10 protein-coding genes are annotated in these 12,455 nt (G+C 73.1%); 7 read left to right on the top strand and 3 right to left on the bottom strand.

Annotated elements, in window-relative coordinates:
• Positions 1–299 precede the first annotated feature (299 nt).
• On the bottom strand, positions 300–1,358 hold the full coding sequence (locus J2S44_RS22250; RefSeq protein WP_310417233.1) for a hypothetical protein: 1,059 nt from the start codon (positions 1,356–1,358) through the stop codon (positions 300–302).
• 884 nt (positions 1,359–2,242) lie between these two features.
• Here J2S44_RS22250 and metG point away from each other — a divergent pair.
• Complete coding sequence (metG, locus tag J2S44_RS22255) at positions 2,243–4,039, top strand: methionine--tRNA ligase (protein WP_310417235.1); 1,797 nt, start codon at positions 2,243–2,245, stop codon at positions 4,037–4,039.
• 48 nt (positions 4,040–4,087) lie between these two features.
• On the opposite strand, the gene J2S44_RS22260 is transcribed toward metG, so the two are convergent.
• Positions 4,088–5,368: a hypothetical protein gene (locus J2S44_RS22260; RefSeq protein ID WP_310417238.1), complete on the bottom strand. Its 1,281-nt coding sequence runs from the start codon at positions 5,366–5,368 to the stop codon at positions 4,088–4,090.
• Between the two features lie 108 nt (positions 5,369–5,476).
• On the opposite strand from J2S44_RS22260, the gene J2S44_RS22265 reads away from it, so the two are divergent.
• Positions 5,477–7,522 (top strand): PAS domain S-box protein, encoded by a 2,046-nt coding sequence (locus J2S44_RS22265; RefSeq protein WP_310417241.1) that lies wholly within the window; start codon positions 5,477–5,479, stop codon positions 7,520–7,522.
• A gap of 60 nt (positions 7,523–7,582) precedes the next feature.
• Positions 7,583–8,425, top strand: coding sequence for a TatD family hydrolase (locus tag J2S44_RS22270; protein WP_310429844.1), 843 nt, complete (start codon positions 7,583–7,585; stop codon positions 8,423–8,425).
• Between the two features lie 7 nt (positions 8,426–8,432).
• Here J2S44_RS22270 and J2S44_RS22275 read toward each other — a convergent pair whose 3' ends face one another.
• Positions 8,433–8,702 (bottom strand): hypothetical protein, encoded by a 270-nt coding sequence (locus J2S44_RS22275; protein WP_310417244.1) that lies wholly within the window; start codon positions 8,700–8,702, stop codon positions 8,433–8,435.
• A 611-nt stretch (positions 8,703–9,313) separates the two neighbouring features.
• On the opposite strand from J2S44_RS22275, the gene J2S44_RS22280 reads away from it, so the two are divergent.
• The 4 genes from J2S44_RS22280 to J2S44_RS22295 all read left to right on the top strand — a co-directional run bounded on the left by J2S44_RS22280 (position 9,314) and on the right by J2S44_RS22295 (position 12,452).
• Complete coding sequence (locus J2S44_RS22280) at positions 9,314–10,201, top strand: helix-turn-helix domain-containing protein (protein WP_310417246.1); 888 nt, start codon at positions 9,314–9,316, stop codon at positions 10,199–10,201.
• Positions 10,197–10,382: a DUF397 domain-containing protein gene (locus tag J2S44_RS22285; RefSeq protein WP_310429846.1), complete on the top strand. Its 186-nt coding sequence runs from the start codon at positions 10,197–10,199 to the stop codon at positions 10,380–10,382. Before J2S44_RS22280 ends, J2S44_RS22285 begins: the two co-directional genes overlap by 5 nt.
• A 164-nt stretch (positions 10,383–10,546) precedes the next feature.
• Complete coding sequence (gene rsmA, locus J2S44_RS22290; protein ID WP_310417250.1) at positions 10,547–11,392, top strand: 16S rRNA (adenine(1518)-N(6)/adenine(1519)-N(6))-dimethyltransferase RsmA; 846 nt, start codon at positions 10,547–10,549, stop codon at positions 11,390–11,392.
• Between the two features lie 109 nt (positions 11,393–11,501).
• Positions 11,502–12,452, top strand: coding sequence for a 4-(cytidine 5'-diphospho)-2-C-methyl-D-erythritol kinase (locus J2S44_RS22295; RefSeq protein ID WP_310417252.1), 951 nt, complete (start codon positions 11,502–11,504; stop codon positions 12,450–12,452).
• Positions 12,453–12,455: the final 3 nt, after the last annotated feature.

A 12,455-nucleotide genomic window follows, 5' to 3' on the forward strand; every position in this document is an offset into this window, starting at 1 on the left:
GGGGGACGTGCGCGGACCGGTTGCGGCGACCGCCGTCAGTAGACGGCGGCGCCGTGACCGGGCAGCGCTGTGGTGACCGGGCGGTGGTGTCGTGACCGGGCGGCGCTGTGGTGACCGGGCGGTGGTGTCGTGACCGGGCGGCGCTGTGGTGACCGGGCGGTGCTGTCGTGACCGGCGGTGGTGCTGTCGCCGGGCGGTGCTGTCGTGACCGGGCGGTGGTGCTGGCACCGAGTGGCGCTGTCGTGACCGGGCGGCGTTGTGGTGATCGGGGTGCTGCCGTAGCGAGGTGGTGGTCGCCGTCACCAGGCGGCGATGAGGAAGCCGAGGAGGAGCGTCAGTGGCGCGCCGAGGCTGATCATGATCGCGCGGGTGCGGGACCGGCGTGTCTCCAGCCGGGTCGCGCCGGTCGCCCAGACGATGCCGAACCCGCAGAGGAAGATCAGCGCCAGGCCGAGTGACCAGCGCAGGTGCAGGCCGAGGCCGTGGAAGCTGGCGTGTGCCCGGCCGGCGCCCTCGTCCACCATCCGGGCGGGCAGCCGGGTGCCCGCGGCGCGGCTGCCGCTGGGCACGCCGAGCACGGCGACGTCCTCCGCGGTGAAGTGCGCGCTGACGAACGTGCCCTCGCAGCGTTGCGCCAGCGTGGGCCCGGAGCAGCGGGTGACGGTCGCGGTGCCGGGCGTGCCGTGGCCGACGGCCAGCCAGAGCGGTTCGGCGCTGACCCAGGCGAAGAACGCGGTGAGCAGCGCCAGCACCACCAGCAGCGGCAGGCCGGTGGCCGGGTTGCGCGGCAGCCGGGTCCCGGGGCGCCTCGGCGGCGGCTCCACGGCGGACGGCCTGCCCATGCGCATGCCGAGTGACGGCCACGCGGCGTCGGCGTCGGCCCGGTCGGCCGCCGGGGACAGCCAGGTGGCGCGCTCGCGCGGCGCGGCGACGGGGGCGCGATCCGGCGCGGGCGGAACCACCGGCCCGGGCCGCGCGCCCTCGAACGCCGCGCTCCGGAAACCCGCGCTCGCGAGCCCCGCGGACTCGACCGGCGCCGGTTCGATGCGCGCCGGTTCGATGCGCGCCGGTTCGATACGCGCCGGTTCGGGACGCGCGGGTTCGATGCGCACCGGTTCGATGCGCACCGGCTTGCCGCGGTGCCCGGTGGGCGCGGGAGAGATCGGGCGGTCGGCGGAGGGTTGTGCCGGTGCGGGCGGCACGGTGTCCGCACCGCCGGCCCCGGCCACGATCTCGAAACCGGCCTGGCTCTCGCTGCCCAGCGCCGCGTCCGCACTGGACAGCGGCCCGGAGCCGGCCACCACGTCGGCCTCGGCCTCGCCGGTCCCGCCCGCCCCGGCGGCCTCGCCGGACGTCACGAATCCGGCGGGCCCGCTGAGCGTCGCGGGCTCAGCAGCCGTCGCGGGCTCGGCGGGATCCGTGGTTCCAGCGGGGGCCGCGGTGCCACCGAGGGCCGCGGATTCGGCGGGGGCCACGGTTCCGGTGGAGGGCGCGGATTCGGCGGGGCTCTCGGGCGCAGCGGGCGTCGCGGGTTCGGCGGGCGTTGCGGTTCCGGCGGGCGTCGCAGGTTGGGTGGGAGTCGCGGTTCCGGCGGGCGTCCCGGGTTCGGCAGGCGCCGCGGGTTCGGCAGGTGCCGCGAGCCCATCAGGCGTCGCGGATCCGGCAGGCGCTGCGGGCCCAGCAGGCGTCGCGGAGCCCGTCGGCGTCACGGACCCGGCGGATTCGACCGACGCAGTTGGCGCGGCGGGCGTCACCGGACCGTCAGGCGTGACCGGGCCGGCGGACGCGAGCGTCCCCGGACCGGCAGGCGTGGCCGGGGACGCAGGCGTGGCCGGGCCGGCAGGCGTGGCCGGGTCGGCGTATGCGGCGGAGCGGGCGGACGGGGCGGGGCCGGGTGGGGGAGTGGCGTCGTCGTCGGGGTCCGGGCGGCCGTGCCGGGGGCGCCGGACGACGGTCAGCTCCTCGGTGGTCCGGGTGGCGGTGTCGCCGGTGGGCGGGCGGTGCAGCGGGAGCGGGACGGTGTGCCGGACCTCCGCGGGCGGTGCCTTCGGCGTGACGGGGACGGCCGCGTCGCGTACCGGCGAAGGGTCTGGGGGTTGATCGTGGTTCTGGCTACCCGTCACCATCACATTTGACTACGGATCGTGGCTGGTTGTGTGCATATCGTGTGGTGTGTTGCGCCCCGGAGTGGCGGGTCAATAGGTTCGCGGCGCTCGCGGGCGGGTCACTACAGTTGACTGTCATGAGTCACGTTCTCGCGGCGGTTGCCTGGCCATACGCCAACGGCCCGCGCCACATCGGTCACGTTTCCGGCTTTGGGGTGCCCTCCGACGTCTTCAGCCGGTACATGCGGATGGCCGGTCACGACGTGCTCATGGTGTCCGGCACGGACGAGCACGGCACGCCGATCCAGGTCCAGGCGGACAAGGAGGGCGTCACGCCGCGTGAGCTCGCCGACCGGTACAACCGGATCATCGTGGAGGACCTGCACGGGCTCGGCCTCTCCTACGACCTGTTCACCCGCACCACCACGCGCAACCACTACGCGGTGGTGCAGGAGCTCTTCGAGGGGCTGCACGCGAACGGGTACATCATCGCGAAGACCACGCTCGGCGCGATCTCCCCGTCCACCGGGCGCACGCTGCCCGACCGCTACATCGAGGGCACCTGCCCGATCTGCGGGTACGACAGCGCGCGCGGCGACCAGTGCGACAACTGCGGCAACCAGCTCGACCCGTCCGACCTGATCGACCCGAAGTCGAAGATCAACGGTGAGACGCCGAAGTTCGTCGAGACCGAGCACTTCTTCCTCGACCTGCCCGGCTTCGTGTCCGCGCTCAACTCGTGGCTGGACACCCGCGAGGGCTGGCGGCCGAACGTGCTGCGCTTCTCCAAGAACCTGGTCGACGATCTGCAGCCGCGCGCGATCACCCGGGACCTGGAGTGGGGCGTGCCGATCCCGCTCGCCGACTGGAAGGACCGCACCGACAAGCGGATCTACGTCTGGTTCGACGCGGTGATCGGCTACCTGTCCGCGTCCGTGGAGTGGGCGCGCCGCACCGGCGACCCGGAGGCGTGGCGCCGCTGGTGGTCCGCGGACGGTGAGGGCAAGGACGCGAACGCGTACTACTTCATGGGCAAGGACAACATCGTCTTCCACTCGGTCATCTGGCCGGCGCTGCTGCTCGGCTACTCCGGCGAGGGCGACCGTGGCGGCGAGCCCGGCCCGCGCGGCCGGCTGAACCTGCCGACCGAGGTGGTCTCCAGCGAGTACCTGACGATGGAGGGGAAGAAGTTCTCCTCGTCCCGGTCCGTGGTGATCTACGTGCGGGACTTCCTGGAGCGGTACGACGCGGACGCGCTGCGCTACTTCATCGCGGCGGCCGGGCCGGAGAGCAACGACACCGACTTCACCTGGGCCGAGTTCCTCCGGCGCAACAACGACGAGCTGGTCGCGGGCTGGGGCAACCTGGTCAACCGGTCCATCTCGATGGCGGCGAAGAACTTCGGCGAGATCCCGGCGGCCGGCCCGCTGACGCCCGAGGACGAGGCGCTGCTGGCGACGGTCCGCGCCGGTTTCACGAGCGTCGGCGAGCTGATCGGCAAGCACCGGCAGAAGGCGGCGATCGGCGAGGCGATGCGGATCGTGGCGGAGGTCAACAAGTACCTCTCCGACCAGGCGCCGTGGAAGCTGAAGGCGGCGGAGGACAAGCCGCGGCAGGGCACCGTCCTGCACGTGGCGCTGCAGGCGGTGAGCGACTGCAACCGGCTGCTCACGCCGTTCCTCCCGCACTCCGCACAGAAGATCCACGAGCTGCTCGGCGGCACCGGTGTGCATGCGCCGCAGCCGCGGATCGAGGAGGTCGAGGACCTGGACGGCGGCCCGTCGTACCCGATCCTGACCGGCGACTACACGGCCGGCGCGAAGTGGGAGCCGGCCGACGTCGTCGCGGGCACCCCGCTGGCCGCGCCGAAGCCGGTGTTCCGCAAGCTCGACCCGTCCGTCGTCGAGGAGGAGCTGGCCCGCCTCGGCGGCTGACCCGCCGTGCCCGGGGCGTCGTCGCGATCATCGCCGGCGACGCCCCGGTCACCGGTACGGGGAGGTCACGGTCTCCTGGTCGGTCAGCTCGCCGGCCGGTGCCCACACCTCGTAGACGCCGCGCTCGTAGCACTGCGCGCCGAGCCGGGCGATCGCGTCCGCGTCCGGCCGGGCCAGGCGCAGCCGGGTCCACCCCGAGTCGGTGTGCAGCACCTGGCAGAGCGCGCCGCGCCAGCGGCCGAACGCGGCGCGGCGGCTGACGTTCTCCACCGGGTATCGCGCGGCCCGGGTCATGGCCAGCACCCGGAAGCCGCCGGGCAGGTCCGCGACCGCCTCGTACTCGCGCTCGCCGTACGTACCGACCAGGATCGTGGACCGCACGGCGTCGCCGACCGGGAGGTACTCCTGGTCCGGCGGGATCTCCGGGATGCCGGTGACCAGGTGCCGCCACTGCGGCCCGACCATCCGCAGCCAGCCGCGCTGCTCCGGCTGATACGTGTAGAGCACCACCTCGGTGCCGTCCGCCGTGTACGCGATCAGCGCCGCGTTCGCCGGCATCGGCAGGTCGGCCATGTCCCGGGTGACGAACTCCGGGATCAGGTGCCGGTCGCTGGGCGTGAACCCGGTGCCGAGGACCGGCGCGCCGATCCGGTCGTGCGGCGGCACCTCGCGCAGCCCGCTCTGCTCCGCGCCGGCCGGGACCTCGTAGTCGTCCGGCGAGCCGGCCCGCCAGCGCAGCGCGTAGACGACCTCCGGCACGCCCCGGCCGGCCTCGCCGTCCGTGCGCAGCAGCATCAGGTCGGCCGGCGTGCGCAGGTGGGCGACGTCGTACTCGCGGTAGCAGAAGCCGTAGGGCAGCCAGCCGCGCAGGTAGCCGGCGATCTGGGCGGCGGACAGCACCTTGATCATGCGGGTGCCGCGCCGGATCGACGCGGTGTGCCGGATGGCGGCCAGCATCGGGTCGTCCCGGTACGCCGGGTTCTGCGCCGCCCGGTGCACGTCCGTCCAGCGGATGCCGCGGGACAGCGGCACCATCAGCGGCGTGTCCAGCGGGTCGTCCGGCGTGCCGTCGCCGAGCACGCCGAGCCCCGGCTGGGCGTGGCCGCCGACGCTGACGCCCTCCACCTCGGAGGCGTGCACGAACCGATGGAACGGCCCGAGCGCGCCGTTGCGGGACACCCGGCGGAAGCCGTCGTCCTCGACGGTGCTGAACAGCTCGAACGCGGCGCCGCGGGCGATCTGGTCGGCCGGGTAGAGAGTGCCCTGGAAGGTGACGCGCAGGCCCGTCGGCGCGTCGTTGACGTTACGAGCCTCTGGAAACACGCTCACTCGCCGTAACCTACTTTTGCATGGTAGACGGCGAGTGAACGTAAGGTGACGCGAGCAAGGTTCCTCATTCCGCCTCCGAAGCGGCTCTGACCAGCGGATAGTGTCTTCATGGAGACCGCGGCGCGAATCACCCATGATGCGTTGACCGACCTCACGTCCGCGTTGACGGCCGCTTGCACGCGCGTGGAGTCGGTGATCGAGGTCGCCACCGAGGCCGCCGCCCGGATCGTCGGGGACGGTGGTGGCATCCGGCTGGTCCGGGAGGACGGCCGGTTCGGCCCGATGATCACCGCGCACCGGACGCACGACGGCCCGGAGATGCTCGGCGAGTTCCTCGGCGGCTTCAGCGACCGGGTCGACCAGGGGCATCTGAACCGGCTGCGGGCCGGCGCGACGATCGTCTTCAGCTCCATGGACCAGCAGGAGTTCCAGAAGCTCGCGCCGCCGCAGCACTGGACGAACGTGGCCGGCGCGCGGATCTCGGCCGTGCTGGCCTGCCCGCTGATCACCGACGGCGCGTTCCTCGGCTACCTGGCGCTGGCCCGGACCACGGAGGGCGCCACGTACGCGGACGCGGACGTGGAGACGGCCCGGCTGATCGCGGAGCACACCGCGGCCGCGCTGCACACCGCGCGGTCGGTCGAGGCGCTGCGGGCGTCCGAGGACCGGTACCGCAACATCGTCGAGACGACGCTGGACGGCGTCTGGCAGTTCGACCGGGACGGCGTGACCACGTTCGCGAACGCGCAGATGGCCCGCATGCTCGGGCTGACCCGGGAGGAACTGCTGGGGCTGTCGGTCCGCGGGTTCCTGGACAACAAGGGGCAGCAGCGGCTCGCCAAGCGGCTGGCCGACCGGCAGCAGGGGCGCTCCGAGGTGTACGAGTGCCGGCTGATCCGCGCGGACGGCAGCGCGCTGTGGGTGCAGATGTCGGCCGCGCCGCTGCTCGGCCCGGACGGCGAGATCACCGGCTCGCTCGCACTGGTCAGCGACATCACCGAGCGGATCGCCGCGCGTGACATGCAGCGCCAGCTCGACCAGCTGCGCCGGGTGGACAGCCTGGGGCAGCTGGCCGGCGGCATCGCGCACGACTTCAACAACCTGCTGACCGTGATCGCCGGCTCCGCGGAGGTGCTGGCCTCGGACGCGGAGCCCGGCTCGGACGTCGAGGCGATGGCCCAGTCGATCATGCGGGCCGCGGCCAGCGGCGCCGCGCTCACCCATCAGCTGCTCGCGTTCGGCCGGCGCAGCCCGACCGCGCACACGGTCTCCGTGCCGGAGCTGCTGGACGGCGCGCGTGACCTGCTGACCCGCGCGCTCGGCGAGCACATCGACCTACGGTTCAAGATCGACGACGACCTGTGGGTGGTGCAGGCCGACCGCGGTGAGCTGGAGCAGGCGCTGGCGAACCTGGCCGTCAACGCGCGGGACGCGATGGGCAGCGGCGGCCGGCTGACCATCGAGGCGCACAACACCATGATCGATCCGGGTGGGCTGGAGGACGAGGCGGCGTCCGGCCGGTTCGTGGTGCTGGCCGTCTCGGACACCGGCAGCGGCATGGACCCCGAGACCCGGTCGCACGCGTTCGAGCCGTTCTTCACCACCAAGAAGGCGCGCGGCGCCGCCGGCCTCGGCCTGGCCACGGTCTACGGCATCGTGCACAACAGCGGCGGGCACATCCGGCTGGTCTCCGACCCGGGCATCGGCACCACCGTGAAGATCTTCCTGCCGGCCAAGGAGGCGACCGAGGAGCCGCCGGTCCTGCCGGTGGAGAACCTGCGCGGCCAGGGACACGTGCTGGTCGTCGAGGACCAGCCGGAGCTGGCCCAGCTGGTGCGCTACCTGTTGCAGCCGGCCGGCTACACGGTCACGGTCGCCACCGACCCGGCCTCGGCCGTCTCCCACCTGCACGCGGGCGCGCGGCCGGATCTGCTGCTCACCGACGTGGTGATGCCCGGCATGACCGGGTCGGAGCTGGCCAAGGAGATGCGCGCGCACTACCCGGACCTGCGGGTGCTGTTCATGTCCGGCTACACGGCCGGCGTGCTCAACCCGCGCGGGCACCTGGACGAGAACAGCACGCTGATCCAGAAGCCGTTCAACCGGGAGAGCCTGCTCACCGCGGTCGCGAAGGCACTCGGTACGCGCCGGTGATCCGCGCGCGGGATAGCCTTGGCGGCCGTGAGTTCCCGTGAGAAGCACAGCCCTCGCCGGATGGGCGAGTTCCCGCCGGCGCCGGACGCGCTGCCGGTCCCGGTGATCGACAGCCACACCCACCTGGACATCACGGTGCACGAGGCCGGCGTGCCCGGTCCCGGCACCAGCGACCCGGTGCAGCGGCTGGTGGACGCGGCCGCGGCCGTGGGCGTGGACCGGCTGGTGCAGGTCGGCGTGGACGTGGCGTCGTCCCGATGGGGCGCGGAGCTGGCCGCGAAGCACCCGTCCGTGCTGGCCGCGGTCGCGCTGCACCCGAACGACGCGCCCCGGCTGGGCGACCGGCTGGACGAGGCGCTGCGGGAGATCGAGGCGCTGGCCGCGCAGGACCGGGTGCGGGCGATCGGCGAGACCGGGCTGGACACGTTCCGCACCGGCGAGGACGGGCGGACCGCGCAGGAGGAGAGCTTCCGCGCGCACATCGGCTTCGCCAAGCGTTACGGCAAGGCGCTGATGATCCATGACCGGGACGCGCACGCGGACGTGCTGCGCGTGCTGGACTCCGAGGGCGCGCCGGACACCGTGGTGCTGCACTGCTTCTCCGGCGACGCGGAGTTCGCGGCCGAGTGCGTGCGCCGCGGCTACCTGCTCAGCTTCGCCGGGACCGTGACGTTCAAGAGCGCGGAGCAGCTGCGCGCGGCGGCCCGGGTCACGTCGCCGGAACACCTGCTGGTGGAGACGGACGCGCCGTACCTGACGCCGTCGCCGTTCCGTGGCCGGCCGAACGCGTCCTACCTGGTGCCGCTGACGATGCGCGCGCTGGCCGAGACCACCGGCCGGGACCTGGCCGAGCTCTGCGCCGCGGTCTCCGCGAACGGGGAGCGCGCGTTCGGCGGCTGGTGACGCCCGGTCACCGGAACGCCACCGGATACCGGGCCTGGGGCACGGACCGGGCGCGCACGTAGAGCTCGCGCTGCGCGCCCGGATCGGACGGCGCCCGCCGGCACCAGGCCCGGATGTGCCACCACGGCTCGTTGTCGAAGGGCACCAGGCCCACCACGAACGACACGGTCGCGGTCAGCACGCCCACGCCGAACCGGTAGTCCTGCTCGCGCAGATGCAGTGTCTCGCCGACGACCGGCTCGGCCGGGGCCGGGCGGCGGGCCGGCGGGCTCACCATGCCGCCCGTCCCGGACGCCGGGTGCGGCACCAGCCCAGGAAGCGTGCGCCGGCCCGCGCGCACTCGGCGGCCGGCCGGTCCCGCGCGAACCGGTGCAGGTACGTCGCCATCAGCATGGCGAGCCCCACCCGGTTGCGGCGATAGTCGCGCAGGGCGGCCCTTTTGTACGATTCGCACGGCCATTCGGACCGGCAGCGTGCGCACTGCCAGCACGAATCCGGAATGTGCCGGACACCCGGAGGGCCGGCGTCGTGCGACATGGCCTGAAATTCATTCATCTTGTCTGCCCAGACGGGTGGCGGCGGGACGAGAATAGGGCCGGCTGCGGACCCCTGGAGAGTGAATCGCGGCATGTTCGCCCGTACGGCACCGTGTTACCTCCCGGACTGACTCGAACGGGGCGGCGTCGCCTCCCCGTCGGGTGCCGCCCGGCCGCGGCAGTGGACGTCGAGGGCCCGAGAACCGGGCCGCGCCGTCCAATCATTTGGGCAAAGCACCGCCGGTGCAATATTCCGTGACCGGAAATCGTCGCTCGCCATTGACTTTCGCCTTGATCGGTCGGTAGGCATTCCATGACGGAAGCCAGAGCATTCCCTGAGCGGAGGAAGCGCGTGGACGCCGAGCCGGGATCGACGGTGCCCCGCCGTCAGCTGGGCAGATACCTGCGCCGCCTGCGTGAGCAGGCCGGTGTCACGGTGAAGGCCGCCGCGGCGGAGCTGGAGTGCTCCATCCAGAAGCTGTGGCGGATCGAGAAGGGCGCGGTGCCGGTCCGGGGTGCCGACGTCAAGGTGCTCTGCCAGCGCTACGGCGCATCCGAGGAGATGACCCAGGCGCTGGTCGCGCTGGCCAAGGAGACGAAGGCCAAGGGCTGGTGGCACTCGTACGGCGACGTGGTCCCGCGCTGGTTCGAGGTCTACGTGGGCATGGAGGCGGCCGCGTCCCGGCTGCGGATGTACGAGCCGTCCCTGGTGCCCGGCCTGCTGCAGTCCCGGGACTACGCGGACGCGGCGATCCGGGCCGACCAGCCCGGGATGGGGGACGAGGAGCGCCGCCGCCGGGTCGACCTGCGCCGCGAGCGGCAGGAGCTGCTGGCCCGGTCGTTCCCGGAGCCGCCGGCGCTGGAGGCGATCGTCTGCGAGACCGTGCTGCGCCGCGACCCGGGCCCGCCCGGCGTGATGGCCCGGCAGCTGGCGTATCTGCAGAAGGCGGGCGAACAGCCACATATATCGATACGGGTTCTTCCGCTCGCGATCGGGCTGCATCGCGCCTCGGTGGCCGGTGCTTTCACGATTTTGGAATTTCCATCCGAGGGAAATGAGCGGAGAGAACCTCCAACGGTCTACAGCGAATCACTCACAGGGGCGATCTATCTCGACAAATCGCAAGAGATCGAGGCCTATGAAGAAGTTTGGGTTAGCCTTGCGGCGTCGGCGCTGAGCGAGGGTGATTCAGCGGCCATGATCACAAGCCTGATAAGGGAGTTGAATCGCAGTGATTGACTCGTCGGGCGCCCGCTGGCGCAAGTCAAGCCGAAGTGGTGCCAACCAATGCGTGGAGGTCGCGGACAATCTCGGCGCGATCGTCGCGGTCCGTGACTCCAAGGACCCGGCCGGCCCGGTGCTGGCCTTCTCACCCGGCTCGTGGCGCGCCTTCACCACCAACCTCCGGCACGCTCGCTAGGGCGGGTCGGTGGATCCGCGCCGCAGGCCGGCGAGGATCCGCCGAACACGCCCCGGCTGTGGGCCGCCCCGGACCCGGAGCGGCCCAGAGCCGGCATCGACGTGGGAGCCGGGTCGCACGTCGCGGGAGTCCGCACGTCGATACAGGCTCTAGGATCGCTCGTCATGGACGGATTACTCGGGCCCGCGGAGATTCGGGAGCTGGCGGCCAGCCTCGGTGTGGCGCCCACCAAGCGGCTCGGGCAGAACTTCGTCCACGACCCCAACACGGTGCGGCGCATCGTGGCCGCGGCCGGGCTGACGCCGGACGACGTGGCGCTGGAGGTCGGCCCCGGCCTCGGCTCGCTCACGCTGGGCCTGCTCGGCGCCGCCCGGCACGTGCACGCCGTGGAGATCGACCCGGTGCTCGCCGCCCGCCTGCCGCGCACGGCCGCGGAGCGGCTGCCGGACCGGGCGGACCGGCTCACCGTGCACCTCCTGGACGCGCTGAAGGTCACGGCGCTGCCCGAACCGGCGCCGACCGCGCTGGTCGCGAACCTGCCGTACAACGTGGCGGTCCCGGTCGTGCTGCACCTGCTGGCCACGCTGCCCAGCCTGCGCACCGGCCTGGTGATGGTGCAGAAGGAGGTCGCCGACCGGCTGGTGGCGGCGCCCGGCTCCAAGATCTACGGTGTCCCGTCCGTGAAGCTCGCCTGGTACGGCCCGGCCCGGCCGGCCGGCAAGGTGCCGCCGAACGTGTTCTGGCCGGTGCCGAACGTGGACTCCGGGCTGGTCGCGTTCACCCGGCGCGAGTCGCCCCGCGACGGCGTACCGCGGGAGAAGGTCTTCGCCGTGGTCGACGCGGCGTTCGCGCAGCGGCGCAAGACGCTGCGCGCCGCGCTGGCCGGCTGGGCCGGCGGGCCGGACCTGGCCGAGAAGGTGCTGCTCGCCGCCGGTGTCGACCCGCGTGCCCGGGGCGAGCAGCTGGACGTCGAGCAGTTCATCGCGATCGCGGCCGCGGCGGGTTCCTAACGCCGGATCGGCTTGGCGGTAGAGTTGCGCCGAGCCGAGCGACGAGGAGGTGGGCGGCGATGATCGACACGGCCGGTAGGAGCGCCGTCCCGGGCCGGGGCGTCGCGCGGTGACGGAGGCCTGGAGGCCGGAGGACGACCGTCCCCGCTCGGCGATGACGGGCCCGGTGCGGGTCCGCGTCCCCTCGAAGATCAACCTGCACCTGGGCGTCGGGCCGCTGCGCGACGACGGCTTCCACGAGCTGAACACGGTGTACCAGGCGATCTCGCTGTACGACGAGCTGACCGCGCGGCGCGGCGACACGCTGAGCCTGACCATGGAGGGCGAGGGCACCGGCTCGCTCGCGCTGGACGGCTCCAACCTGATCATCCGGGCGGTGCAGGCGCTGGCCGACTACGCCCGCGTCCCCGCGCACGCCCGGCTGCACCTGCGCAAGCAGATCCCGCTCGCGGCCGGCCTGGCCGGCGGCAGCGCGGACGCGGCCGCCGCACTGGTCGCCTGCGACGCGCTCTGGGGCATCGGGCTCTCCCGCGACCAGCTGGCCGAGGTCGCGGCCACGCTCGGCTCGGACGTGCCGTTCCTGATCTACGGCGGCACCGCGCTCGGCACCGGTCACGGCGAGACGATCAGCCCGGTCCTGGTCCGACCGCACTCCTGGCACTGGGTGGTCGCGGTCGCGGACGGCGGCCTGTCCACCCCGGAGGTCTACCGCGAGCTGGATCGGCTGCGCGCCGAGTCGGCCGGTCCCACGCCGCTGGGCAGCGCGGACGCGCTGCTGGCCGCGCTCCGGCAGAAGGACCCGGCGGTGCTGGCCGCCGCGCTCGGCAACGACCTGCAGGCCGCCGCGCTCTCGCTGCGGCCCGGCCTGGCCGGCCTGATGAAGGCGGGTCTCGCCGCGGGTGCCTGCGCCAGCCTGGTCTCCGGCTCCGGCCCGACCGTGCTGTTCCTCGCCCGCGACGCCGCGCACGCGGAAGCGCTCACCACGGAGATCGAGGCGTCCGGCCTCTGCCGTGCCGCCGGCACCGCGCACGGTCCCGTGCCCGGCGCCCGCATCCTGTAACAA

This window comes from Catenuloplanes niger (assembly GCF_031458255.1).
GTDB classification, from domain to species: domain Bacteria; phylum Actinomycetota; class Actinomycetes; order Mycobacteriales; family Micromonosporaceae; genus Catenuloplanes; species Catenuloplanes niger.

What these genes read in the sequence shown, in the direction of transcription:
- J2S44_RS22270 (WP_310429844.1), top strand. Translation starts at nt 7,583, where the DNA reads ATGGGCGAGTTCCCGCCGGCGCCGGACGCGCTGCCGGTCCCGGTGATC.
- J2S44_RS22265 (WP_310417241.1), top strand. Translation starts at nt 5,477, where the DNA reads ATGGAGACCGCGGCGCGAATCACCCATGATGCGTTGACCGACCTCACG.
- J2S44_RS22275 (WP_310417244.1), bottom strand. Translation starts at nt 8,702, where the DNA reads ATGGTGAGCCCGCCGGCCCGCCGCCCGGCCCCGGCCGAGCCGGTCGTC.
- rsmA (WP_310417250.1), top strand. Translation starts at nt 10,547, where the DNA reads ATGGACGGATTACTCGGGCCCGCGGAGATTCGGGAGCTGGCGGCCAGC.
- metG (WP_310417235.1), top strand. Translation starts at nt 2,243, where the DNA reads ATGAGTCACGTTCTCGCGGCGGTTGCCTGGCCATACGCCAACGGCCCG.